The organism is Pseudomonas sp. S3E17, assembly GCF_024168685.1.
Lineage (GTDB): Bacteria > Pseudomonadota > Gammaproteobacteria > Pseudomonadales > Pseudomonadaceae > Aquipseudomonas > Aquipseudomonas marginalis.
Map to the genome: position 1 here is coordinate 2,615,530 of NZ_JALJWE010000001.1, position 23,248 is coordinate 2,638,777.

Sequence of the window (23,248 nt, forward strand, 5' to 3'; positions counted from 1 at the left end):
GCCTCACACCAGCTTTAGCGCGCTCAACGCCCTGCGTTTCCAGGGCGACGTGTGCAACGCGTGCTTTTGCCCATACAGGTCCAGTGCGCCACCGACCACCGCCACGGAATGCCAACCGTCTTCCATCGTCCCGATCGCGCCCTGGGCCAACTCGTCTACCGTGCTGTTACGCATGTAGGCAAACAGGCCCAGACGTCGGAGTGCCTCGCCAGGAGCTTCACCGTCATTGAGGGTTTCCAGGGCGACCGGATAGCTTTGCCGGGCACGGAAGTCGTTATTTTCCATTTGCGCGCGCTTAGCGCTGACGGCGTAGAGGAAGTTGGCGTAATCGAGCAACACCCGATCGCTGCCGAGAAAATTCGAGACTGCGGTTGCCTGCCTCAGTTCCTCGTCCGTCAACCGCAGCCGGACGCCATCACGCATCGTCACCTCAAAGCCATCGCGTGTCCTGTGGATAGCCGTATAGATGCCGTCAGGGAATCGCGTGATGGCGGCCTTGATTGCCGACACCGTGACACAATTGCCCTCTGCCCCTTGATAAAAACCGCGCCAGATATCCGCATGCCTGATGCTTTCTGGTACAAGGGAAACCTCCACACCTGGGTGCGATGGAACCTGGCGATCATCAAACAGCACATACCCATAACCACCCTCGGTCCGCCCCTGCCGGCCATAGTTGGACACGATGCCGTTCACCACCAGCGCAGCGCCAAAGGCATGGGTTTGCCGTACCCAGGCAGCCTCCCTGCCAACCATATCGCTGGCCTCTACGGATCGCGACAAACCATACACGCCCATGCCCTCCAGGCATCGCTTGCTTGTCTCACCCTCAAGGGTCTTCGCCAGGGCGGCATCGAACGTCCCATAGCCGCCTGACAGCTGCTTGCGTTTCACAAAGGCCGCGAACATGAAGCTGGCGTGTTTCACCGCCTCGGGGTCCCGCCCTGTGAACCTGCAAGCCTGTGCCGCTCGTTCAAGTTCCGCCTGTGAAACATGCACGTTGTATTGGTCTTTCATGGTGACGGCATACCCGTCACCTGCAGGAACGACCTCATTGAATACATCAGTGGGGTGTCGACCGAATGTCATCATCATCATTTTGATAACGGCCGCATGGGTACTGCAGTCATAGTTTTCGCCAAATCGACGTTCGGCGGCATTGAATGCATTCACGGGATCATCAAGTTTCACCCCGGCCTTGGTGTTGGAAATACTTGAAACGTACTCATACGGCCGATTGGCCATGACCGGGCCACGACCCTCAATCAAAGTGTTCATGGGACTGCTCACTCAAGACTGGACTGGAAATGTGCAGCCAGAGGCCCTGGCTGCACGCCTTGCACACACGCATCACACCAGCGCGATGGCGACCCCACGTGTCGGCGCCGAGCCTTGGCGCCCATAAATCTCTTCGCGGCCATTGATCACGGCCACCGAATGACGGGCACGATTGCACATGCCCAACTGGCCTTTGGCGAGGTCACGCACGTTGACCCTCTTCATGTGCTTGCGCAGCCCCAAACGCAGGAAGCCCTCACCCGGCCCATCATCATCCTCCCCATCGTTCAATGTTCGCACTGCTGCGCGATAACTGCGGCTCGCCCAGCCGTCGTTGTTTTCCATCTGCGCACGCTTGGCACTGACAGCGAACAGAAATTGCGCGTCCTTGAGCATGCCTTTATCGGAGCCGATAAAGAGCGAACCTGCGGCGCCAACCTTCAACTCTTGATCCGTCAAGTTAAGTACAAAGTCGTCGCGCATCGTCACCCGATAACCGTTGTTGGTCTTGACCACCTCTTTATAAATATCCGTTGGACTTTGGCCGAACTTGTACATGGCCGCCTTAATAGCCGATACCGTGACACAGTTGCCATCCGGGCCTTGGCGAAACCCACTCCAGATATTGTCCGGCTTGGCACCATTTCGTTTATCGGACAAGTTCGCTATGGGGAAACTTTGTTGCGGTTTCGGTTGCGGTTGCGGCTCTGGCGGAGCCGGTGGGTCGACAGTTGGAGTGATTTGGGACAGCGGCTTATTATCGGGAACGACCTTATCCGTTTTATTCGAGAGAAGGTTAAACAACTGCGTGAAAAATGAAGTGAACAAGGCAATAAGGCTGGCAGCTGGATTTGAGTCCGCCCCTACTGCCGTGTTACTTCGTGGCACGCCTAGAGGAGTAGAGACAGCGGCTTTGACAGGCTCGACGGGTTTAAAGCGGTATGAAGGCATGAGTTCGTTGGCAGGCGCCGACAAATCGCTGTTCAACACCTGTCGAACATCCACTACGCGTGCAATGTTATCAATCGAGCAATACGACATGGTTTCTCTCCACTTTCTTAGTGTTTCTCCGGACGTTAAGCTCCCCGGAGAAACACTGTTTTTATTTATCGAAGAAGTTGAATTGCGATGCCTGGCGTCAGGTTTTCAGCCGACGACGATTGATAAAACTCCACCCTTTGAGATCGTTATCTTTTTCAGCAGGGCCCGGGCTGGTCACGTCAGGCTCAGGCTTTGGCTGATCTGGAGTGACCGTCGGCTTGGTATCAGTCGGGGGCACGATCTTCGTGTCGGGTTGCGGTACTACCCCGGGCTGGGGCATCGGTTCAGGCTTGTGCAGCACACCAGGATGGCTGCCCGGAACCTTGGCTTCGGGTTGCGGAGTCACCTCGGCCTTGGGTATCGACGCAGGCTTGGGCTGCACGCCGGGCTTGGTTTCCGGCACCCGGGCTTCGGGTTGTGGAGTCACCTCGGCCTTGGGTATCAACGCGGGCTTGGGCTGCACGCCGGGCGTGGTGTCCGGCACCCGGGCTTCGGGTTGTGGAGTCACCTCGGCCTTGGGCATCGGGACAGGATTGGGCGCCGCGTCGGGCACGGTCTTCAGCCTGCCTCTGTCGTGCTCGACGGGAGTGTCAGGGCAGTGACAACGACCAATATTGAGCTCCACCTTTACCTGCGCATTCGAGTCGTTACTCACGTTGACGCTGGGCACGGGTACCGCCGGTGAAACATGTGACGTGGGCTTGTGTGACGTCCCTGGAAGCAACCCGTCGTCAATTTTCACTTTCAGTTCGCTCGTCGTATCCGACGGGGTCTTCGCCAACGGGTCTGCATTTACCTTCACTTTCTGTGGGTCTGTCGAAGCCGACGTGGTCCTTGGCAACGTGCCTGCATCTGCCTTCATTTTCTGCGGGTCAGCCGAATCCGACGAGGCCTTCGGTAACGTGCCTGCATCTGCCTTCATCTTCTGTGGGTCAGCCGAATCCGACGAGGCCTTCGGTAACGTGGCTGCATCTGCCTTCATTTTCAGCGGGTCAGACGAATCCGGTGTGGCCTTGAGTGCCTTATCGGAGGGGATAGCGGGTTGAGGGGTTACATTTTTTCCTAAAATAACCTCACGCATGGACTTGAAGACTTGCTCAAGCATGTCGAACAACTTTGAAAGCGCCCCCGCGCTGATCATCATTTCACCCTGAGTCGTTCGGGCATTGTCAGGAAAAAGTGCAGATGAAGTCCATGCTGAATCCGTCTTGGAGGTACTCAATGGCACGCTGGACTTTGGGAGTGTTGAGGACGGCACTTCATCGCGTGCCGTATCAAGTTTCATAGAAGGTGAATTATTGATCGAGAGAGACATAAGCAAGTTCCTTCGTCAGCGCCATCTCGGCCATTAAATGCCTGGGACAGCAATGAAATTTAGGTGGACTGGAAGACAACAGCGTTGCGTCACAGTCACTACTTTCGTGGAGCCTGAGGCTATCGGGTTCCAGAAATCGCACCTCACATAAGGAAACCAACACGCACTTTCAGACTTTGCCTCATGGCAATTCCAAGAAAAGCCTGATTCAGCGCACATCGACGTCACACTCGCGTGACACACCTATTAATAAAGCGTCAGACATGCAATTAGGAGACATACTTAACAACACCATTAACTATTGTTCTGTGATAGTTAGCGGGCACAAAAAATCATCAGTCATAATTAAGCTGTCGCACGAATAACTACGGAAGTTTTCAGAACAACTCAGTCACAACTCAAAAATCCCGCAACGCAAAAGGCTCCTTATCTTTCGATAAAGAGCCTTGTTTGAACCATCGGCAGGTGATCAACAGTATCGTTATAGATCAGGCAGCGGCAGGCGCATCCATACCCAACAAACGACTGACTTGCCCCAGTTCGGTTTCGCGGCGTAGGGCGGTAAACAGCGCTACAGCTTCGGGGTAATTGCGCGTCAACATCGCCAGCCATTGCTTCAATCGACCGGGAGCCTGACGCTCGGTCAGTTGTGCTACCGACTGGGTCCAGAAGTCTTGAAGCATGGGCTGCATTTGCGCCCAGGTCATTTCCACGACGTCTTCGCCTGCACGCGCGGCGGCGATTTGCCGGGCCAGGTCCGGACGCGCCACCAGACCGCGACCGAGCATGATATCTTCAACACCACTGATCTCCCGGCAGCGCCGCCAGTCTTCGACGCTCCAGATATCGCCGTTGGCGAACACCGGCACCTTGACCACCTCCTGCACCCGCGGAATCCATTCCCAGTGGGCGGGCGGTTTGTAGCCATCGGTCTTGGTACGCGCATGCACCACGATATGCGCCGCACCGCCTTCGGCCAGGGCCGTGGCGCACACCAGCGCGCCATCCGGACTGTCGAAGCCCAGGCGCATCTTGGCGGTCACCGGGATATGGGCCGGCACGGCACGGCGCACGTGTTCAACGATCTGGTTGAGCAGCTCCGGCTCCTTGAGCAGCACTGCACCGCCGCGGGACTTATTGACGGTCTTGGCCGGGCAGCCGAAGTTCAGGTCGATCACCTCGGAACCCAGCTCGCAGGCCAGGGCGGCGTTTTCCGCCAGGCAAACCGGGTCGGAGCCGAGCAATTGCACGCGCAACGGCACACCAGCTGCGGTGTGGGCACCGTGCAGCAGTTCCGGGGCGAGCTTGTGGAAATACGCCGGGGTGAGCAGGCGGTCGTTGACGCGGATGAACTCGGTCACACACCAGTCGATACCGCCCACGCGGGTCAACACGTCCCGCAGGATGTTGTCGACCAACCCCTCCATGGGCGCCAAAGCAATTTGCATGGAAAACACTCAACAAAAATCGTGGCGCAGTTTACTGGGTTTCCCGCGGCAACCGTTAACCCCCTGTCAGGGCGGGACCATAACCGTCGAGAAATTCGGCCGGCATGCGCTTGGGCTTACCGCTGGACAATTCGATGCAGACAAAGGTGGTGTGCGCCCGCAGCAAGGTCGCACCGTCACGCGGGCGTACCAGCTGGAAACGACGGGTCATCTTCAGGCGCTGGTCCCAATCGACGATCCAGGTCGCCAGCTGCAGCTCATCGCCTTCGTAGCCCGCCGCCAGATAATCGATTTCATGGCGCACCACGGCCATGGCACGATCCAGGCGGCGGTACTCGGTGAGGTCCAGCCCCAGGCGCTGGGAATGGCGCCAGGCGCAGCGCTCCAGCCAGGACACGTATACCGCGTTATTGGCGTGCCCCAGGCCGTCAATGTCTTCAGGCGCGACCTGCAGATCGATGATAAACGGCGTTGCCAAATCCCAGCCCATGCCTTGCTCCAGTCGATTGATGTCGGCGGGAGCAGTGTATCAGGCGGTTTGCCGGTCCTGTAGACGACAGCCGGCCAATAGCGCCAGCACGCCTTCGATCACCCTGGGATCGGCCAGCACTTTCTGGTGCCCGCCTTGTTCCAGGCGCAGCAGGCGGCTGTCGAACCAGGCTTCGTGGATGGCTTGAGACGCTTTGACCGGAACAAACGTATCGTCTTCGGCGTGCACGATCAGGCCGGGGATATTCATCTGGTAGTGCGCCACATCCAGATGCTTGAGCGGCATGCCGAACGTCAACTCCACCTCCTGGATAAAGGCCGAGCGTGCCCGCGCCGGTAAACCGACCATATGGGTAAAGCCGCGCAGCACATCCAGGAAGCGTGACGGTGCGGCGATGCTCACCAACGCCTCGGTACGCAGCCCCAACTGCACTGCCAGCATCGCACTGGCGCCGCCCATGGAATGACCGATCACGGCGTGCAGCGGCGGCAGTTCGGCAGCCGCCTCCAGCATGGCTCGGGCGAACAGCAGCACGTGAGCTTCCCGTCCCGGTGAACGACCATGGGCCGGACCGTCCAGGGCGATCACGGAGTAACCGTTGTCTATCAACGCGGTGATCAAACTGGCGAATTGGGTTGGACGGCCTTCCCAGCCGTGCATCAACAACACCGCAGGGCCTTGGCCCCAGCGCAAGGCCGACAGGCCGAAACGCAAGGTGATGCGCTCCGATTGCGCCAGCAGCGGCAGCTCCCAGTCACGTGGCGGCAGGTCGCGCGGCGTCATGAAGGCACGCCGCATCTTGTTGGCCACCGTTTGCGGCGCCAGGTGCCCCAGCGTGCCGTTGAAGCGACGAATCCAGGTTAACGCGCCCATCCTTGCACCCTCTTCTAGCGCACAGCCGACTTGGCCGCGCGTAACACTCGGTCCGACAACTCGCCCGGCCCCAGGGCGCGCGCCAAGGCCAGCCCGCCGATCATCAACGCCATATCAGCCAAGGCTTTGTCAGTGTCTTCGGGACTCGCGGCAAGCTGCGCCGCCATCAGTTCCACATGCTCGCTCAGCGCCTCGCGGAAGGCGTCCGGCAGCCGCGCCATCTCGCCCACGGTGGCCGGGATCGGGCATGCCTGGACTGTTGAATCGCGATGCTTGCGTGACAGATAAAACGCCGCCACCAGGCCCCTGCGCTCTTCTCCCGTCAGCTGTGCGTCCATATCGTCGATAGATGCACGCCGCCGCGCCAACAACTGGGTGAACGCCTCCAGCATCAAGGCGTCCTTGCTTTCAAAGTGCGCGTAGAAACCACCGACGGTCAGCCCCGCCGCGCCCATGACTTCGCCCACGCTAGGCTCGGCCGGACCACGCTGGATCAATGCGGCGCTGGCGGCTTGCAGAATACGTTCGCGGGTTTGCGCTTTTTTATCGCTCATCATTGCCTCCGACTTTCATGGGTTGAATATTATTACCATAATAATATTTGGCAAGCGACAAGCATGACCACTGGTCAGCAAAGCAAAGGGAATGGGGGAGAGAATTGGCCAAACGCCAGACAAACAAAAGGGCCATTCAATAATTGAATGACCCTTAAAAATCCCGCAGAGCGGGTAATCGTGGCGTCCCCTAGGGGACTCGAACCCCTGTTACCGCCGTGAAAGGGCGGTGTCCTAGGCCACTAGACGAAGGGGACACAAACCTTCTGTACAGCTGATCAGCGCTGAGAGCTGATCGATTCAAGGACGGTGTGGCCAGACCTTGAACCTGTAAATTGGTGGAGCTAAACGGGATCGAACCGTTGACCTCTTGCATGCCATGCAAGCGCTCTCCCAGCTGAGCTATAGCCCCGGATTTTTCGCCTCGCGGCGCAGCAGACCTTTCGAACTGCTTGTTGAAACTGGCGTCCCCTAGGGGACTCGAACCCCTGTTACCGCCGTGAAAGGGCGGTGTCCTAGGCCACTAGACGAAGGGGACAAAACCTTCTGTACAGCTGACCAGCGCTGAGAGCTGATCGATTCAAGGACGGTGTGGCCAGACCTTGAACCTGTAAATTGGTGGAGCTAAACGGGATCGAACCGTTGACCTCTTGCATGCCATGCAAGCGCTCTCCCAGCTGAGCTATAGCCCCTCATCGGTGAGGACGGGGCGAATCTTAATGGCGGTTTGGAAAGGTGTCAAATTTATTTTCAACATTTTCCAAAATTTTTTGCCGGGATAACAATCACTTACCGACGAAACCCCGGAAAACCTGGGTTTCGTCGCTGCAACGGACTGCTTAAGCGATAGCGCCCAACAGTTTTTCCCACTCTTTGTTTTCTTTCTTCGATACACCACCAAGCAAATCAAGGGCTTGGCGCAGGCGGAAACGGGTCAGGTCCGGGCCGAGAATTTCCATCGCATCCAGCACCGACACCGAACTGGCCTGCCCGGTGATCGCGGCAAACATCAGCGGCATGGCATCGCGCAATTTCAACTCCAGGGATTCCACCACCGCCTGGATCGTCGCAGTGATCGCGTCCTTCTCCCACTGGCGCAGGCTTTCCAGCTTCCACAGGATCAGTTGCATCAACTGGCGAACCTGGTCACCAGAGAGTTTCTTCGATTCGAACAACTTGGCATCCGGGTTAACGCCACCGGCAAAGAAGAAGCTGGCCAACGGTGCGACCTGGCTGAACGTCTCCACCCTGCCCTGCACCAGCGGCGCGATCTTCATCATATATTCAGGGTTCAACGCCCATTGCTGCACGCGGCTGGCGAACTCTTCCACCGGCAGATCACGCAGCCACTGGCCATTGAGCCACGAGAGTTTCTCGATATCGAAGATCGGCCCGCCCAGGGACACGCGGGACAGGTCGAAGTTATCGACCATTTCCTGCAGGGAGAACTTCTCGCGCTCGTCCGGCATCGACCAGCCCATGCGCCCCAGGTAGTTGAGCATCGCTTCAGGCATGAAGCCCATGCGCTCGTAGAACGTCACCGAGGTCGGGTTCTTGCGCTTGGACAGCTTGCTCTTGTCCGGGTTACGCAGCAGCGGCATGTAGCACAGCTGCGGCTGTTCCCAACCGAAGTACTCGTAAAGCAGGATCAGCTTCGGCGCCGATGGCAGCCATTCTTCACCGCGCAATACGTGGGTGATGCCCATCAGGTGGTCATCGACCACGTTGGCCAGGAAGTACGTCGGCAGGCCGTCGGTTTTCATCAGCACCTGCATGTCCATGCGGTCCCACGGGATCTCGACGTCACCGCGCAGCATGTCCGGCACCACACACACGCCTTCGCTCGGCACCTTCATGCGGATAACGTGAGGTTCACCGGCGGCCAGGCGGGCAGCCACTTCCTCTTTCGACAGCAGCAATGCGCGGCCATCGTAGCGCGGGGTTTCGCCACGGGCCTGTTGCTCGGCGCGCATCTGGTCGAGTTCTTCAGCGGTGCAGAAGCATGGGAACGCATGGCCCATGTCGACCAGCTGCTGGGTGTACTGCTTGTAGATGTCGCTGCGCTCGCTCTGGCGATACGGACCGTGCGGGCCGCCGACGTCCGGGCCTTCGGCCCAGGTAATGCCCAACCAGCGCAGGGCATCGAAAATCTGCTGTTCCGACTCGCGGGTGGAGCGCAGTTGGTCGGTGTCTTCGATCCGCAGGATGAATTCACCGCCGTGCTGCTTGGCAAAGCAGTAGTTGAACAAGGCGATGTAGGCAGTGCCGACGTGGGGATCCCCAGTAGGCGATGGCGCGATGCGCGTGCGGACGGTGGTCATGGCAGGTCTCGAATGGGCGATATAACTGAAATTGAAACAAGGGACGAATGGTAACAGCCTGGGTGATTTCTGGAAAACCGAGGCGCAGCCATCGGGGGCAAGTCGAATCGTCGCACCGCCCCTCCCCCATTTGACGGTGTTCACAAGTCAAAGTGTGGGAGGGGGCTTGCCCCCGATGAGGCCAGTCCAGCCACCGCAGATCAGACAGCCAGCAACCGCTCGCGCAACTTGCCAATCTCATCGCGCGTCTGCGCCGCCGCCTCAAACTCCAGGTCCCGCGCCAACTGGTACATCTTCTCTTCCAACTGGCGAATCCGCTTGGTGATCTCACTCGGCGAGCGCAGTTCGTTTTCGTACTTGGCGCTTTCCTCGGCGGCCTTGGCCATGCCCTTGCGCTTCTTGCTGCGAGAGCCCGGCACGGTGGCGCCTTCCATGATGTCGGCAACGTCCTTGAACACGCCCTTGGGCGTAATGCCGTTTTCCAGGTTGAAGGCAATCTGCTTGTCGCGACGGCGTTGGGTCTCGCCAATCGCCCGCTCCATGGAACCGGTGATGCGGTCCGCGTAGAGAATCGCCCGGCCATTGAGGTTACGCGCCGCACGACCGATGGTCTGGATCAGCGAGCGCTCGGAACGCAGGAAGCCCTCCTTGTCCGCATCGAGGATTGCCACCAGCGACACTTCCGGCATGTCCAGGCCTTCGCGCAGCAGGTTGATGCCCACCAGCACGTCAAAGGTGCCCAGGCGCAGGTCGCGGATGATTTCCACGCGCTCCACGGTGTCGATGTCCGAGTGCAGGTAACGCACGCGCACGCCGTGGTCGGCGAGGTAGTCGGTCAAGTCTTCGGACATGCGCTTGGTCAGCGTGGTGACCAGCACCCGTTCCTCCAGCGCCACGCGCTTGGTGATTTCCGAGAGCAAGTCGTCGACCTGGGTCAGCGCCGGGCGGATTTCGATTTCCGGGTCGACCAGGCCGGTGGGACGCACCAGTTGCTCGATCACACGGCCAGCATGCTCGGCCTCGTAGTTGCCCGGCGTAGCGGAGACAAAGATGGTCTGCGGGCTGATGGCTTCCCACTCGTCGAAGCGCATCGGCCGGTTATCCAGAGCCGACGGCAGGCGGAAGCCGTACTCCACCAGGGTTTCCTTGCGCGAGCGGTCGCCCTTATACATGGCGCCCACCTGCGGCACGCTGACGTGGGACTCGTCGATCACCAGCAGCGCGTCGTCGGGCAGGTAATCGTAGAGGGTCGGCGGCGGCGCGCCGGACTCACGGCCCGAGAGGTAGCGCGAGTAGTTTTCGATGCCGTTGCAGTAACCCAGCTCGAGGATCATCTCCAGGTCAAAGCGCGTGCGTTGCTCCAAACGCTGGGCTTCCACCAGCTTGTTGTTGGCGCGCAGGTACTCCAGGCGCTCGGCCAGCTCGACCTTGATGCCCTCGATGGCGCCCATCAGGGTTTCGCGCGGGGTCACGTAGTGGCTTTTCGGATAGAAAGTGAAGCGCGGCAGCTTGCGGATCACCTCGCCGGTCAACGGGTCGAAGGCAGACAGGCTCTCGACCTCATCGTCAAACAGCTCGATGCGAATCGCCTCCAGGTCGGATTCGGCCGGGTAGATGTCGATCACATCGCCACGCACGCGGAAAGTGGCGCGGGCAAAATCCATGTCGTTGCGGGTGTACTGCAGGCTGGTCAGGCGGCGCAGCAGCTCGCGCTGGTCGAGCTTGTCGCCACGGTCCACGTGCAGCACCATCTTCAAATAGGTTTCCGGGCTGCCCAGGCCATAGATGCACGACACCGTGGTGACGATGATCGCGTCCTTGCGCTCCAGCAACGCCTTGGTCGCCGACAGCCGCATCTGCTCGATATGGTCGTTGATCGACGCATCCTTCTCGATAAAGGTATCGGAGGACGGTACATACGCTTCGGGCTGGTAGTAGTCGTAGTAGGAAACGAAGTATTCCACCGCGTTGTTCGGGAAGAACGCCTTGAACTCGCCGTACAACTGCGCGGCCAGGGTCTTGTTCGGGGCCAGCACTAGCGTGGGGCGGTTGATCTGCGCAATCACGTTGGCGATGCTGAAGGTCTTGCCCGAACCGGTCACCCCGAGCAGCGTCTGGTGCGCCAGGCCGGCCTCGATGCCTTCGACCATCTGGCGAATGGCCTCGGGCTGGTCGCCGGCAGGTTCAAAGCGGGTGACTAGTTGGAAATCCGACATAACGTACCTCTTGAAGTCACCCCAGACTGTAAACCCGTCGGGGACGAAAAAGACCACAACCCGCGAAGTTTCAGAGCGGGCCGTAGGAAAAAACCATGATAGCTGTAGAAGTGGTGGCGAATGTGACGGGTTTCAAGGCAACCGTCCCGCCTGCCGTCATTGATCCATGTTGCAATAAGACTAACGGTCGGCAAATAAACCGAAAAACTTGGCCGAAAAGCCGTTTCGGTTGTCGCCCTCAGCGGTGATGGCCTCTATACTAGCTCCCCGTTTGTGCACCGCTCTAGTGCATTCGGCTGGAGCGCGACACGTCCCTCCCTTCCCCCATAGAGCTGCCGCAAAAATGAGCCTGTTCTCCGCTGTCGAAATGGCACCACGCGATCCAATCCTGGGCCTCAACGAAGCATTCAACGCCGATACACGAACCACCAAGGTCAACCTTGGCGTGGGCGTTTACTGCAACGAGGAGGGGAAGATTCCACTCTTGCGTGCCGTTGCCGAAGCGGAAGCCATTCGCGTGGCGCAACACGCCGCCCGTGGCTACTTGCCGATCGACGGCATCGCCGCCTACGACAAGGCCGTGCAGACCCTGCTGTTCGGCGCTGAATCGCCACTGCTGAACGCTGGCCGCGTCACCACCGTACAAGCGGTAGGCGGCACCGGCGCCCTGAAGCTGGGTGCAGACTTCCTCAAGCAATTGCTGCCAGGCGCCGTCGTAGCGATCAGCGACCCGAGCTGGGAAAACCACCGCGCCCTGTTCGAAACCGCCGGTTTCCCGGTGCAAAACTACCGCTACTACGACGCCGCCACCCACGACGTGAACCGTGCCGGCCTGCTCGAAGACCTCAACGCCCTGCCGCCCCAGTCCATCGTGGTGCTGCACGCCTGCTGCCATAACCCGACCGGCGTCGACCTGAGCCCGGCCGACTGGCAGAACGTGCTGGACGTGGTCAAGGCCAGGAACCTGGTACCGTTCCTCGACATGGCCTACCAGGGCTTTGGCGACGGCATCCACGAAGACGCCGCTGCCGTGCGCCTGTTCGCCGAATCGGGCCTGACCTTCTTTGTCTCCAGCTCGTTCTCCAAGTCGTTCTCCCTGTACGGCGAGCGTGTGGGCGCGCTGTCCATCGTCGGCGACTCCAAGGAAGAAAGCGCGCGCATCCTGTCCCAGGTCAAGCGCGTGATCCGCACCAACTACTCCAACCCGCCAACCCACGGCGCAGCGATTGTTGCCGCGGTGCTCAACAACCCTGAACTGCGCGCCCAGTGGGAAGCCGAGCTGGCCGAGATGCGCCTGCGCATCCGTGGCATGCGTGAGCAGATGGTTGCCGAGCTGGCCAAGGCTGCTCCGGGCCACGACTTCAGCTTCGTCGGTCGCCAACGCGGGATGTTCTCCTACTCCGGCCTGACCGTTGAGCAAGTCACCCGCCTGCGCAGCGAGTTTGGTATCTACGCGCTGGATACCGGGCGTATCTGCGTGGCGGCGTTGAACCAGTCGAACATTGCTGCGGTAACAAAGGCGATTGTTCAGGTTCTATAAGCCTGACGGCGTCATACGAAGGGGGAAGCCGATGGCTTCCCCCTTTTTATTGGCGAACCCACTAGACTGAACCCTGATCGCCCCTTTGCTGTGAGAGCCCTATGAGAAACGACGACCTGGACCTGCGCGCCGACCGCGACGAACTGCACGACTACACCCCGCGCGCCCCCCAAGCCAAGCGCCAGAAAAGCCTGGTGTTGCAGGTGGCGCTCGGGGTGTTCCTGGGTGGATTGGCCTTGTGGCTGGTGCAGTTGGGCGCGACGGCAATCATGGCCAAGCTGGCCATGGGCACCTTCCAGTTCGGCGGCTAGGCCGACGCCACACCCTGCTCCTCCAGCAACTTCACAAAACTGTTCAAACTCTGCGACACCGTGCCACGGCGCCAGATCAGCCAGGTATGCAGGGTGCGAAAACTGTCCGTCAGCGGCCACACGCTCACCGTGGTAAACCCCGGCATGCTTTCCAGCATGCTGCGTGGCATCAGCGCCAGGCCGGCCCCGGCGCTGACGCAGGCGAGCATGCCGTGGTAGGACTCCATCTCGAAGATCCTCCCCGGCACCGCGCCGTCCTGTGCGAACCAGCGCTCGAAATGGTGCCGGTAGGAACAGTTGGAGCGGAAAGTGTAGATGCTCTCCCCGTTCACATCCTGCCCTCGCGTGATCGGCCCGTGGTGCAACGGCGCAATCACCACCATCTCCTCCTCGAACACCGCCACGCCTTCCAGGGTGGCATGCAATACCGGCCCATCGACGAACGCCGCCGCCAGCCGCCCCGACAATACGCCCTCGATCATCGTGCCTGAAGGCCCGGTGCTCAGGTCCAGCTCGACCTTGGTGTGCTTCTGGTTGTAGGCCGCGAGCAGCGCCGGGATGCGCACCGCCGCCGTGCTTTCCAGGGAGCCGAGAGCAAACGCGCCCTGGGGCTCCTCCCCCGCCACCGTCGCGCGGGCTTCCTGCACCAGGTCGAGAATACGCCGCGCATAACCGAGGAAATTCCACCCGGCGGGCGACAGACGCAGGCGACTCTTCTCGCGGATAAACAATTCCACGCCCAGATCCTGCTCCAGTTGCTTGATGCGCGTGGTCAGGTTCGACGGCACCCGATGAATCAACTGCGCGGCGGCGCTGATGCTGCCTTGCTCGGCAACGGCCTTGAAGATTTCCAGCTGCACCAGGTCCAAGTCATTCTCCAATCGTGAATGTATTGCTTAATATTATTCAGTTTCCAGAAAACATGCATCCCCGTAGGCTGACCCCATTCCACTCATTCAGCCGGACGGTGCCATGAACGCGATTTCCCACCAGACCCACGCCCTGTCGATCAACCCCGCCACCGGCGAAACAGTCGGCAGCTATCCCTACGAAAACGCCGCGCAACTGGACGCCGCCCTCGACCGTGCCACCGCAGCCTTCCGCACCTGGCGCCGCGAGCCGGTCAGCCAGCGCGCCGAATTGCTGCTGGCCCTGGCCGGCGCCCTGCGCGATCAAGCCGAAGAAATGGCGCAGATGATCACCCTGGAAATGGGCAAGCCCATCACCCAGGCCCGCGCCGAAATCGAAAAATGCGCCCAGCTCAGCGAGTGGTATGCCGCCCACGGCCCGGCCATGCTGGCCCCGGAACCCACCCTGGTGGACAACGGCAGCGCCCGGATCGAATACCGCCCCCTGGGCCCGATCCTCGCCGTGATGCCGTGGAACTTCCCGGTATGGCAAGTGCTGCGCGGCGCCGTGCCGACCCTGCTCGCCGGCAATACCTACGTGCTCAAACACGCGCCGAACGTGATGGGCAGCGCCTACCTGATGAAAGCGGCGTTGCAGAAAGCCGGTTTCGCCGAAGGCCTGTTCGAAGTGATCAACGTGACCCAGGACGGCGTCTCCACCGCCATCGCCGACCCGCGCATCGCCGCCGTCACCCTCACCGGCAGCGTACGCGCCGGCATGGCCATCGGCTCCCAGGCCGGCGCCGCGCTGAAAAAATGCGTGCTGGAACTGGGCGGCTCCGACCCGTTCATCGTACTCAACGACGCCGACCTCGACGCCGCCGTGCAGGCCGCCGTGATCGGTCGTTTCCAGAACAGCGGCCAGGTCTGCGCCGCCGCGAAGCGCCTGATCATCGAAGCCGGTGTGGTGGACGCCTTCACCGCCAAGTTCGTCGAAGCCAGCCGCGCGCTGGTGATGGGCGACCCGACCTCGGCCAGCACCTACGTCGGCCCGATGGCGCGCTTCGACCTGCGCGACGAACTGCACGGCCAGGTCCAGGCCACCCTGGAAGAAGGCGCCACCCTGCTGCTGGGTGGCCACAAAGTTGCCGGCGCCGCCAACTACTATGAGCCGACCGTACTGGCTGACGTCACCGACCAGATGACTTCGTTCAAGCAGGAACTGTTTGGCCCCGTGGCTTCGATCATCACCGCCCGCGACGTCGACCACGCCGTGGCCCTGGCCAATGACAGCGAGTTCGGCCTCACCGCCAGCCTCTTCACCACCAACCCGGCTAAGGCCCGCGACATCGCCAACCAGCTGGACACCGGCGGGATCTTCATCAATGCGTTCAGCGTGTCCGACCCTCGGGTGGCGTTTGGCGGCGTGAAGAAGAGCGGGTTCGGGCGCGAGTTGTCGCATTTTGGCCTGCGCGAATTCTGCAATGCGCAGACCGTATGGCTGGATCGCAAGTAGCAGCAGTGAACAAATGGCGTTAGCATTCTGTCCACTCGGCTTAACAGCATGTTTTTAGGGTCAGGATCGCACTGTGGAAAAGCTAAATCGCCTTCAAAGCGGAATCGAAGGGCTGGACGCTCTGCTCAAGGGAGGGCTGGTGTCTGGGGCGTCCTACATCATTCAGGGCCGCCCCGGCTCAGGTAAAACCATCCTTGCCAACCAGCTGGGGTTTCATCACGCGCGTAATGGCGGCCGAGTCCTGGTTGCCACGCTGTTGGCGGAATCCCACGACCGCCTTTTCCAGTTCCTCTCTACCCTGAGCTTTTTTGACGCCTCCCGTGTCGGCGCCGAAATCCAGTTTGTCAGCGCCTTCGACACCCTGGAAAACGAAGGCCTCGACGAAGTGGTCAAGCTGCTCAGGCGTGAGATCAGCAGGCAGAGGGCCACTGTCATGGTGGTGGACGGCTTGTTGAACGCGCGCTCAAAGGCTGACTCGCCGATCGACACGAAAAAATTCATTTCCGAACTGCAAGGGCATGCCGCCTTCGCCGGTTGCACGGTGTTGTTCCTCACCAGCTCACGCCTGGATGACGGCAGCCCCGAGCACACCATGGTCGATGGCGTGATCGAAATGGGCGAGGAACTGTTCGGCACCCGTTCCGTGCGCCGTATCCAGTTGCGCAAGACCCGCGGCAGCGGCGCGCTCACCGGCCTGCACGAGTGTGAAATCAACGACGACGGCCTGGTGGTGTACCCACGCCTGGAAAGCCTCTATGGCCGGCCGTCCGCGCCAGACAGCGCCGACCTGACGCGCATCGCCAGCGGTATCGGCTCGTTGGACGGCATCCTCGGCGGCGGGCTGCACAGTTCCAGCGTGACTTTGGTCATGGGACCGTCGGGCATCGGCAAGACCACCCTGGGCCTCAAGTTCCTCTCAGAGTCGACGGTAGACGCCCCCGGCCTGCACTTCGGCTTCTACGAAAGCCCTCAGCGCCTGCGGCTCAAAGGCCAATCCCTGGGCATCGATATCCAGGAGATGGAAGACAGTGGCGCACTGACCATCGCCTGGCAGCCCACCACCGAAGGCCTGCTGGACGGGCTGGGTGCGCGATTGCTGCGCCTGGTCGAGGAAAAGGGCATCAAGCGCCTGTTCATCGACAGCTTGAGCGGCATGACCCGCGTCTCCAACAACCCGGCGCGGATCACCGATTTCTACAGCGCACTGATGAACGAACTGCGTGCCAGGGGCGTCACGGTGTTTGCCACGTGGGAGATGCATGACCTGTTCGGCTCGGAGGTCACTTCCCCCGCGTCTGAACTGTCGAGCATTGCCGACAACCTCATGCTTATGCGTTTCTTCGAGATTCAGTCTGAACTTAGAAGGACGCTTTCCATTCTTAAGGTCAGAGACAGCTTTTATGACCCCTCATTATTGGAGGTGGTGATCCGTGACCAAGCCGTTGACTTAAGAAAGGTCTCAAGAAATGCCCCCTCAGTTGCATCCAATTCAGCGCTGCCTGGTTCAGCTTTTTAAGTCTTTGGGTAGGTTGAATTGACATGGCCACTATCCTGGTCGTCGATGACGAGTACTTGATCGCCGATATCCTTGCCTACGCACTGGAAGATGAGGGGTTCATGGTCGTCACAGCTGGCAATGGGAAAAAGGCGCTGGAGGTGCTGGAGCGAGAACGGCCGTCGCTGATCATCACCGATTTCATGATGCCTGTGATGGACGGTGAGGAGTTCGCCGAAGCGGTCCGTGCACTGCCGGCCGTCAAGCACCTGCCGATTATCCTGATCAGCGGCGCGCAGGCCCATATCGGCATGCAGCGCTCGGACCTGTTCGATGCGGTGCTGGACAAGCCGTTCGACATCAACAAGCTCATTTCCAAGGTGAAGGAACTGCTGGGGTGACCTCAACTGCGGATATGCCGGCGCACACACTGCACCAGCCCATCCAGCGCCTGCGACTTCACCGGCGCGAGCACGCACACCGTATGTTCCTGCTGGCCTTCCTTCACGGTCAGGGTGTAGTGCACCTGGCCCGGGTTTCCGGGCTCTGGCGTGGTGCTCTGCGGCAATTGAAAGAAGTTTGAAGCCTCGATCAGCTGCCGCAACTCTTGCTGGTCCGGCTCGGGCAACGTGTTCAACTCCACCGTACGAGGCTTGGTCAAACCCGGAAAAAACGCCGGCCCGCCGTTTTCCTTGATCGAAATTTGCATGGCTGTTCCTCACGTCAGACGTTAATGCCAACCGCTTTCCAGCCCTCCTTGACCGCCTTGTGCTCATCCTTGTTCGCGCCGTAGAGACGACCGGCGATATCGTAGGTTATACGCGCAAAACGTAAAAACCCCGAGTTTGGCCGCAACCGCGCATCGCGCAGCGCGTCATACCAGATACGTCCTGCGCGCTCCCAGGCAAACCCGCCCAACCTGGTCGCCACTTGATAGAACGCATGGTTGGGAATCCCGGAATTGATATGCACCCCGCCATTGTCCTCGTAGGTCTGGACAAAATCATCCATATGCCCTGGCTGAGGGTCCTTGCCCAGCAGCTTGTCATCGAACGCGGTGCCGGGTGCCTTCATCGAACGCAGGGCGACGCCTTTGATCTTCTTGGTGAATAACCCTTTGCCGATCAGCCAATCGGCGTCTTCGGCGGTTTGCTTCAACGCATACTGCTTGATCAGTGAGCCGAACACGTCCGAGAGTGACTCGTTCAGCGCGCCGGACTGATTGAAATACATCAGCTTGGCCTCGTCCTCGGTGACGCCGTGGGCCAATTCATGGCCAATCACATCGAGGGCCACCGTGAAGCGGTTGAACAACTGCCCATCGCCGTCGCCAAACACCATCTGGGTCGAGTTCCAGAACGCATTGTTATAGTTCTGGCCAAAGTGCACGGTGGCATCCAGCGCCATGCCGGCGTCGTCGATGGAGTTGCGGTCGAACACCTCTTCGAAAAAATCGAACGTGGCACCCAAGCCGTCATAGGCTTCGTCCACGGCGGCGTCGCCACTGGCGAGCTGGCCTTCACCGCGGACCAGCTTGCCCGGCAGGCTGTCGGTGCCTTCGGCGCTGTAGATCGAGCGCCGTTTGCCGGCACCCATGACCAGGGCCATGTGGGCCGGCCCCTTGGCGGGCACTGCGACCATGCGCAGCGAACGAAACGTGCTGTCCTTGGCGCGGGTGCGCAGCGCGATGTCGCGCTGGGCCTTATCACCGTGACGCGCGATCTGGTCGAGCATGTACGGCGGGATCAGGCAGAAAATCGGGTTGCGGTGGTGGCGATCACACATTTAGCTGGCTCCCTGTTGGCATATGGTGTTGCTCCGGTAACCGTTTGAGGATAGCCCCCCAGGGTTAACCCGTGTCATCAATTGTCATCAATCTATGTTGCAGTCGTGTTTATCCAAGGAGGACTTACCCATGCCAGCCCGCAAAGCCAAAATCGATCTTGCGCACCGCCCACGACTCGCCGATCTGCGCCCGTTGATCGCGACCAATCCCACCCTGATGGAAGCCCGGGCGGCGACGCCCCGTGTCACTCCGGCCAAGGATCTACAGGACCGACGCGGCTACGCCGAGGACTTTCTCAGCAGCTTCACAGTGCCCTGGCCCACCGCCGCTGAGGCATTGACGGATGACGTCCAACCCCTGCGCCTGGACTACACGCATTTCTCGGTGACGATGTCCCGTTCCCGACGACTGGCGCTCTACGTGGGCGTCAATATCGATGGCGGGCAGCATGTGGAGATTATCCGCAGCAACGACACCTGGGCCTACGACGGGCGCCTGCCGATCAGCGCCCAGGTGGGCGAAGAGCTCTATGCCAGCAATGGCCTGGACCGCGGCCACCTAGTACGGCGCCAGGATCCCAACTGGGGCGATGCGGCAAACACCGCCAACCTCGACACCTTCCACTTCACCAACTGCTCGCCGCAGATGAGCGGGTTCAACCAGAAGACCTGGCTTGAACTGGAGGACTACATCCTCAATAACACGCAACGTTGGAAAGCCCGGGCAACGGTGTTCAGCGGCCCGGTGTTCGCCGACGACGACCGCCTTTACCGTGGTATCAGGATCCCCAAGGCGTTCTGGAAAGTGGTGGCCTACCTCAGCGATGACGGCAAGCCCTCCGCCAGCGCCTATATGATCGACCAAAGCCGCGAGCTGGGTCAGCTCGACCTGATGTTCGGCCAGGTCAGGACCTACCAGCGCAGCGTGATCCAGATCGAACAATTGACCGGCATCCGCTTCGCCAACCTGGCGGACTACGACGGTTTCAGCAACGAAGAGCGCGCCACGGGCACGCGAATTGAAGCGCTGATCCGCGGCCCCGAGGATATTCGTCTCTGACCGGGCGCCCTTCGGGCTGTATCGCCTCGCCCTAATCAACTACCATACCGCGCCGGTTCCCGAACGGGACTAATAGGGAATCCGAAGCGCGGTACACCGCGTCAATCGGAACTGCCCCCGCAACTGTAGGTGCAGAGCCTGCTCCCCACTGCCACTGGACCGCGTCCGGGAAGGCCGGAGCGTGGCGACGACGCATCAGTCAGGAGACCTGCCGGCCCAGTAATCACTAACCGGCGGGGTGTCCGGGAAGGACCTCCTTGCCTGCCCGTTCGGCAGCGTTCGAGGGCGTATTTCCGAACCGTACCTCCCCTGTTTCCACGTACGGTTCACACGGAGATCGCCTCATGCTGCCACGCGTTACCGCCCTGATCAGCGGCCTGGGTTTCTGCGCCCTGGCCCACGCCGCCCCCACGCATTACCCGCTGACCCTGGAAAACTGCGGCAGCACCCTCACCTTCCCGCAGGCGCCCGCGCGCAGCGTGACCATCGGCCAGGCCGCCACCGAAATGCTCTATGCCCTCGGCGTGGCTGACCGCGTGGTGGGCACCTCGCTGTGGTTCAACAGCGTGTTGCCGCAGTTCAAGGCGCAGAACGACCGCATCGAGCGCCTGGCTAACAACGAGCCCAGCTTTGAAGCGGTAATCGCCAAGCGCCCGCAACTGGTGGCCGCCGAGCTGGAATGGGTGGTGGGCCCGCAGGGCGTGGTCGGCACCCGCGAGCAGTTTCACGACCTGAAGATTCCCACCTACCTGCTGCCCTCCGACTGCGAAGGCAAGGACAACCTGGTGGGCGCCGACGGCACGCGGCTGGAGCCGTTCCGTATCGAGACGATCTACAAGAGCATCCGCCAGCTGGCGCAGATTTTCGATGTACAGGATCGCGGCCAACAGTTGAACGATGAGCTCCAGGCGCGCCTGGCCCAATCCGTGGCCACCGTGCAGAGCAAAGGCCTCAAGCAGGCCAGCGCGCTGGTGTGGTTCTCCAGCGCCGAGCTGGCCAGCGACCCCTACGTGGCCGGCCACAAGGGCATTCCGGAGTTCATGCTCGAAACCCTCGGCCTGCACAACGTGGTGCAATCCGATGAAGAATGGCCCGCCGTCGGCTGGGAAACCCTCGCCAAGGCCAACCCGACCTTCCTGGTGATCGCCCGCATGGACCGCCGCCGCTACCCCGCCGACGACCATGAAAAGAAACTCGCCTTCCTGCGCAGCGACCCGGTCACGCGCAACATGGACGCGGTGAAAAACAACCGCATCATCATCCTCGACGCCCTGGCGCTGCAGGCCAGCATCCGCATGTTCGACGGCCTTGAACACCTGGCCACGGCCATCGACGGCTACGACCTGCCGCAATGATCCGGACCTTACTCGCCCTGGCGCTATTGCTGATCGCCGTGCTCGCCGGCGTGGCCATCGGCGAAACCGCCATCTCGCCCCAGGTGGTGCTACAGGTGCTCGCCAACAAACTGTGGGCGGCCGGTTACGTGCTGGACCCGATCGATGAAGGCGTGGTGTGGAACTACCGCCTCACCCGTGCCCTGGTGGCCGCCGCCTGCGGTGCGGGGCTGGCCACCTGCGGGGTGATTTTGCAGTCGTTGCTGCGCAACCCGTTGGCCGATCCGTACCTGCTGGGCATCAGCGCCGGGGCTTCGACCGGCGCGGTGCTGGTGGCGTTGATGGGCGTGGGCGGCGGGCTGATTTCATTGTCGGCCGGCGCCTTTGTCGGCGCGATGGCGGCGTTTGCCCTGGTGATCCTGCTGGCGCGGGCCAGCGGTTCGTCCAGCGGCACCGGGCAGATCATCCTCGCGGGCATCGCCGGGTCGCAGCTGTTCAATGCACTTACCGCGTTCCTGATCACCAAGTCCGCCAGTTCCGAACAGGCGCGCGGCATCATGTTCTGGCTGCTGGGCAACCTCAGCGGCGTGCGCTGGCCGTCGGTGTGGCTGGCGGTGCCGGTGGCGGTCACCGGCCTGGCGGTGTGCCTGTGGCATCGTCGCGCGTTGGATGCGTTCACCTTCGGCACGGATTCGGCCGCGTCCCTGGGCATCCCGGTGCGCCGTGTGCAGGTTGTGCTGGTGGGGTGCGCGGCGCTGGTGACGGCGGTGATGGTGTCGATTGTCGGCTCCATCGGCTTTGTCGGTCTGGTGATCCCCCACGCGGTGCGCCTGCTGTTCGGCACCGGACATTCGCGCCTGCTGCCCGCCAGTGCGCTGGGCGGCGCGTTATTTTTGATTGCGGCCGATGTGTTGTCGCGCACCTTGATCAAAGGCCAGGTGATCCCGGTCGGCGTGGTGACGGCGCTGGTGGGCGCGCCGGTGTTTGCGCTGATCCTGATTGGCCGGAGGAATGCGCGATGAGCGTACTGAGTTGCACCGGCCTGGGCTTCAAGGTGCGTGAGGCGGAGTTGCTGCAGGATATTCACCTGGAGGTTCAGCGGGGGGAAACCCTGGGGATCGTCGGGCCCAACGGCTCCGGCAAATCCACCCTGCTCAAACTGCTCGCCGGCCTGCGCACACCGGCCAGCGGCGACGTGCACCTGGGCGGCCAGCGCCTGGGCGACCTGTCCCGCCGCGCCATCGCCCAACAGCTGGCGGTGGTAGAGCAACAGGCCGACACCGACGACGCCATCCGCGTATTCGACGCCGTAGCGTTGGGCCGTACACCGTGGCTGTCGGCGCTGAGCCCGTGGTCCGGCGACGACGACGCCATCGTGCGCCAGGCCCTGCATGATGTGGACGCCACCCACCTGAGCCACCGCGCCTGGCGCAGCCTCTCCGGCGGCGAACGCCAGCGCGTGCACATCGCCCGCGCCCTGGCGCAACGGCCGCAGATCCTGTTGCTGGATGAGCCGACCAACCACCTGGATATCCAGCATCAACTGGCGATTTTGAAAGGCGTACAAGGCTTGCCGGTGACCACCCTCATCGCCCTGCATGACCTGAACCAGGCGCTGACCTGCGATCGCCTGGCCGTGCTGGACCGTGGGCGCCTGGTCGCGCTGGGCAAGCCGCTGGAGGTGCTGACGCCACAGCGACTACAGGAGACATTCGGGGTGCAGGCGCACTACCTGACGGACCCGTTTGATGGGGCGCAGATACTGCGGTTGCGGTCTAACTGAACAGCACATGTCCACTTCACCCGAGACTCTACTGTGGGAG

The 23,248-nt window shown here is 61.1% G+C and carries 21 protein-coding genes, 4 tRNA genes and 1 riboswitch; of the genes, 9 read left to right on the top strand and 16 right to left on the bottom strand.

Features of this window, described 5'->3' with window-relative positions; all coding sequences use genetic code 11:
* Positions 1 to 3: 3 nt before the first annotated feature.
* From J3D60_RS11485 to uvrB, 13 genes are all read right to left on the bottom strand, one after another.
* Positions 4 to 1,278 carry a hypothetical protein gene (locus J3D60_RS11485; RefSeq protein ID WP_253491486.1) on the bottom strand — a complete coding sequence of 425 codons (1,275 nt, stop codon included), beginning with the start codon at positions 1,276 to 1,278 and terminating at the stop codon, positions 4 to 6.
* 72 nt (positions 1,279 to 1,350) lie between these two features.
* Complete coding sequence (locus tag J3D60_RS11490; RefSeq protein WP_253491488.1) at positions 1,351 to 2,319, bottom strand: hypothetical protein; 969 nt, start codon at positions 2,317 to 2,319, stop codon at positions 1,351 to 1,353.
* Between the two features lie 97 nt (positions 2,320 to 2,416).
* Complete coding sequence (locus J3D60_RS11495) at positions 2,417 to 3,634, bottom strand: hypothetical protein (RefSeq protein ID WP_253491490.1); 1,218 nt, start codon at positions 3,632 to 3,634, stop codon at positions 2,417 to 2,419.
* Between the two features lie 488 nt (positions 3,635 to 4,122).
* Positions 4,123 to 5,082: a tRNA-dihydrouridine synthase gene (locus tag J3D60_RS11500; RefSeq protein WP_065940380.1), complete on the bottom strand. Its 960-nt coding sequence runs from the start codon at positions 5,080 to 5,082 to the stop codon at positions 4,123 to 4,125.
* Positions 5,083 to 5,137: 55 nt separating this feature from the next.
* Complete coding sequence (locus J3D60_RS11505) at positions 5,138 to 5,572, bottom strand: thioesterase family protein (protein ID WP_115486907.1); 435 nt, start codon at positions 5,570 to 5,572, stop codon at positions 5,138 to 5,140.
* A gap of 39 nt (positions 5,573 to 5,611) precedes the next feature.
* Positions 5,612 to 6,445 (bottom strand): alpha/beta hydrolase, encoded by an 834-nt coding sequence (locus J3D60_RS11510; RefSeq protein WP_065940382.1) that lies wholly within the window; start codon positions 6,443 to 6,445, stop codon positions 5,612 to 5,614.
* A 14-nt stretch (positions 6,446 to 6,459) separates the two neighbouring features.
* Positions 6,460 to 6,999 carry a TetR/AcrR family transcriptional regulator gene (locus tag J3D60_RS11515; protein ID WP_065940383.1) on the bottom strand — a complete coding sequence of 180 codons (540 nt, stop codon included), beginning with the start codon at positions 6,997 to 6,999 and terminating at the stop codon, positions 6,460 to 6,462.
* A gap of 181 nt (positions 7,000 to 7,180) precedes the next feature.
* Positions 7,181 to 7,256, bottom strand: a tRNA-Glu gene (locus tag J3D60_RS11520).
* Between the two features lie 79 nt (positions 7,257 to 7,335).
* Positions 7,336 to 7,411 (bottom strand) — tRNA-Ala (locus tag J3D60_RS11525).
* 50 nt (positions 7,412 to 7,461) lie between these two features.
* Positions 7,462 to 7,537 (bottom strand) — tRNA-Glu (locus J3D60_RS11530).
* 78 nt (positions 7,538 to 7,615) lie between these two features.
* A tRNA-Ala gene (locus J3D60_RS11535) sits at positions 7,616 to 7,691 on the bottom strand.
* 147 nt (positions 7,692 to 7,838) lie between these two features.
* Complete coding sequence (gene gltX / locus J3D60_RS11540) at positions 7,839 to 9,320, bottom strand: glutamate--tRNA ligase (protein ID WP_005789780.1); 1,482 nt, start codon at positions 9,318 to 9,320, stop codon at positions 7,839 to 7,841.
* A gap of 200 nt (positions 9,321 to 9,520) precedes the next feature.
* Complete coding sequence (gene uvrB, locus J3D60_RS11545; protein ID WP_027604059.1) at positions 9,521 to 11,536, bottom strand: excinuclease ABC subunit UvrB; 2,016 nt, start codon at positions 11,534 to 11,536, stop codon at positions 9,521 to 9,523.
* Between the two features lie 343 nt (positions 11,537 to 11,879).
* Here uvrB and J3D60_RS11550 point away from each other — a divergent pair, with 343 nt between their 5' ends.
* Both J3D60_RS11550 and J3D60_RS11555 read left to right on the top strand, forming a co-directional pair.
* Positions 11,880 to 13,076 carry an amino acid aminotransferase gene (locus J3D60_RS11550; protein ID WP_027604058.1) on the top strand — a complete coding sequence of 399 codons (1,197 nt, stop codon included), beginning with the start codon at positions 11,880 to 11,882 and terminating at the stop codon, positions 13,074 to 13,076.
* Between the two features lie 101 nt (positions 13,077 to 13,177).
* Positions 13,178 to 13,387, top strand: a complete 210-nt coding sequence (locus J3D60_RS11555; RefSeq protein WP_016970937.1) for a hypothetical protein — start codon at positions 13,178 to 13,180, stop codon at positions 13,385 to 13,387.
* Here the strand turns inward: J3D60_RS11555 and J3D60_RS11560 are convergent.
* A complete protein-coding gene (locus J3D60_RS11560; RefSeq protein WP_065947088.1) occupies positions 13,384 to 14,256 on the bottom strand; it encodes a LysR family transcriptional regulator in 873 nt (290 codons plus the stop codon). The genes J3D60_RS11555 and J3D60_RS11560 overlap by 4 nt on opposite strands.
* Before the next feature lie 103 nt (positions 14,257 to 14,359).
* Here J3D60_RS11560 and J3D60_RS11565 point away from each other — a divergent pair, with 103 nt between their 5' ends.
* From J3D60_RS11565 to J3D60_RS11575, 3 genes are all read left to right on the top strand, one after another.
* Positions 14,360 to 15,751 carry an aldehyde dehydrogenase family protein gene (locus J3D60_RS11565; protein WP_253491491.1) on the top strand — a complete coding sequence of 464 codons (1,392 nt, stop codon included), beginning with the start codon at positions 14,360 to 14,362 and terminating at the stop codon, positions 15,749 to 15,751.
* 73 nt (positions 15,752 to 15,824) lie between these two features.
* Entirely contained in the window at positions 15,825 to 17,267 is a 1,443-nt protein-coding gene (locus tag J3D60_RS11570; RefSeq protein ID WP_065940386.1) for an ATPase domain-containing protein, read from the top strand.
* Between the two features lie 23 nt (positions 17,268 to 17,290).
* Positions 17,291 to 17,647: a response regulator gene (locus J3D60_RS11575; RefSeq protein WP_092486086.1), complete on the top strand. Its 357-nt coding sequence runs from the start codon at positions 17,291 to 17,293 to the stop codon at positions 17,645 to 17,647.
* Positions 17,648 to 17,649: 2 nt separating this feature from the next.
* Here the strand turns inward: J3D60_RS11575 and J3D60_RS11580 are convergent, their stop codons facing one another.
* Both J3D60_RS11580 and J3D60_RS11585 read right to left on the bottom strand, forming a co-directional pair.
* A complete protein-coding gene (locus tag J3D60_RS11580) occupies positions 17,650 to 17,955 on the bottom strand; it encodes a protealysin inhibitor emfourin (RefSeq protein ID WP_027604053.1) in 306 nt (101 codons plus the stop codon).
* 14 nt (positions 17,956 to 17,969) lie between these two features.
* A complete protein-coding gene (locus J3D60_RS11585; protein ID WP_253491493.1) occupies positions 17,970 to 19,031 on the bottom strand; it encodes a M4 family metallopeptidase in 1,062 nt (353 codons plus the stop codon).
* 130 nt (positions 19,032 to 19,161) lie between these two features.
* Between J3D60_RS11585 and J3D60_RS11590 the strand changes: the two genes are divergently transcribed.
* The 4 genes from J3D60_RS11590 (at position 19,162) to J3D60_RS11605 (ending at position 23,208) form a co-directional block, all read left to right on the top strand.
* Positions 19,162 to 20,091: a DNA/RNA non-specific endonuclease gene (locus J3D60_RS11590; RefSeq protein ID WP_253491495.1), complete on the top strand. Its 930-nt coding sequence runs from the start codon at positions 19,162 to 19,164 to the stop codon at positions 20,089 to 20,091.
* A 36-nt stretch (positions 20,092 to 20,127) separates the two neighbouring features.
* Positions 20,128 to 20,322, top strand: a riboswitch (cobalamin riboswitch).
* 113 nt (positions 20,323 to 20,435) lie between these two features.
* On the top strand, positions 20,436 to 21,446 hold the full coding sequence (locus J3D60_RS11595) for an ABC transporter substrate-binding protein (protein ID WP_065940390.1): 1,011 nt from the start codon (positions 20,436 to 20,438) through the stop codon (positions 21,444 to 21,446).
* Positions 21,443 to 22,447: an iron ABC transporter permease gene (locus tag J3D60_RS11600; protein WP_141155599.1), complete on the top strand. Its 1,005-nt coding sequence runs from the start codon at positions 21,443 to 21,445 to the stop codon at positions 22,445 to 22,447. The genes J3D60_RS11595 and J3D60_RS11600 overlap by 4 nt, the downstream gene beginning before the upstream one ends.
* A complete protein-coding gene (locus tag J3D60_RS11605) occupies positions 22,444 to 23,208 on the top strand; it encodes an ABC transporter ATP-binding protein (protein WP_141155600.1) in 765 nt (254 codons plus the stop codon). Before J3D60_RS11600 ends, J3D60_RS11605 begins: the two co-directional genes overlap by 4 nt.
* Positions 23,209 to 23,248: the final 40 nt, after the last annotated feature.

Excerpts from the sequence above, each read along its gene's own strand:
- J3D60_RS11605 (WP_141155600.1), top strand. The coding sequence starts at position 22,444 with ATGAGCGTACTGAGTTGCACCGGCCTGGGCTTCAAGGTGCGTGAGGCG.
- J3D60_RS11515 (WP_065940383.1), bottom strand. The coding sequence starts at position 6,999 with ATGAGCGATAAAAAAGCGCAAACCCGCGAACGTATTCTGCAAGCCGCC.
- J3D60_RS11555 (WP_016970937.1), top strand. The coding sequence starts at position 13,178 with ATGAGAAACGACGACCTGGACCTGCGCGCCGACCGCGACGAACTGCAC.
- uvrB (WP_027604059.1), bottom strand. The coding sequence starts at position 11,536 with ATGTCGGATTTCCAACTAGTCACCCGCTTTGAACCTGCCGGCGACCAG.
- J3D60_RS11495 (WP_253491490.1), bottom strand. The coding sequence starts at position 3,634 with ATGTCTCTCTCGATCAATAATTCACCTTCTATGAAACTTGATACGGCA.
- J3D60_RS11575 (WP_092486086.1), top strand. The coding sequence starts at position 17,291 with ATGGCCACTATCCTGGTCGTCGATGACGAGTACTTGATCGCCGATATC.
- J3D60_RS11565 (WP_253491491.1), top strand. The coding sequence starts at position 14,360 with ATGAACGCGATTTCCCACCAGACCCACGCCCTGTCGATCAACCCCGCC.
- gltX (WP_005789780.1), bottom strand. The coding sequence starts at position 9,320 with ATGACCACCGTCCGCACGCGCATCGCGCCATCGCCTACTGGGGATCCC.
- J3D60_RS11510 (WP_065940382.1), bottom strand. The coding sequence starts at position 6,445 with ATGGGCGCGTTAACCTGGATTCGTCGCTTCAACGGCACGCTGGGGCAC.
- J3D60_RS11595 (WP_065940390.1), top strand. The coding sequence starts at position 20,436 with ATGCTGCCACGCGTTACCGCCCTGATCAGCGGCCTGGGTTTCTGCGCC.
- J3D60_RS11600 (WP_141155599.1), top strand. The coding sequence starts at position 21,443 with ATGATCCGGACCTTACTCGCCCTGGCGCTATTGCTGATCGCCGTGCTC.
- J3D60_RS11550 (WP_027604058.1), top strand. The coding sequence starts at position 11,880 with ATGAGCCTGTTCTCCGCTGTCGAAATGGCACCACGCGATCCAATCCTG.
- J3D60_RS11500 (WP_065940380.1), bottom strand. The coding sequence starts at position 5,082 with ATGCAAATTGCTTTGGCGCCCATGGAGGGGTTGGTCGACAACATCCTG.
- J3D60_RS11580 (WP_027604053.1), bottom strand. The coding sequence starts at position 17,955 with ATGCAAATTTCGATCAAGGAAAACGGCGGGCCGGCGTTTTTTCCGGGT.
- J3D60_RS11585 (WP_253491493.1), bottom strand. The coding sequence starts at position 19,031 with ATGTGTGATCGCCACCACCGCAACCCGATTTTCTGCCTGATCCCGCCG.
- J3D60_RS11485 (WP_253491486.1), bottom strand. The coding sequence starts at position 1,278 with ATGAACACTTTGATTGAGGGTCGTGGCCCGGTCATGGCCAATCGGCCG.
- J3D60_RS11490 (WP_253491488.1), bottom strand. The coding sequence starts at position 2,319 with ATGTCGTATTGCTCGATTGATAACATTGCACGCGTAGTGGATGTTCGA.
- J3D60_RS11505 (WP_115486907.1), bottom strand. The coding sequence starts at position 5,572 with ATGGGCTGGGATTTGGCAACGCCGTTTATCATCGATCTGCAGGTCGCG.
- J3D60_RS11590 (WP_253491495.1), top strand. The coding sequence starts at position 19,162 with ATGCCAGCCCGCAAAGCCAAAATCGATCTTGCGCACCGCCCACGACTC.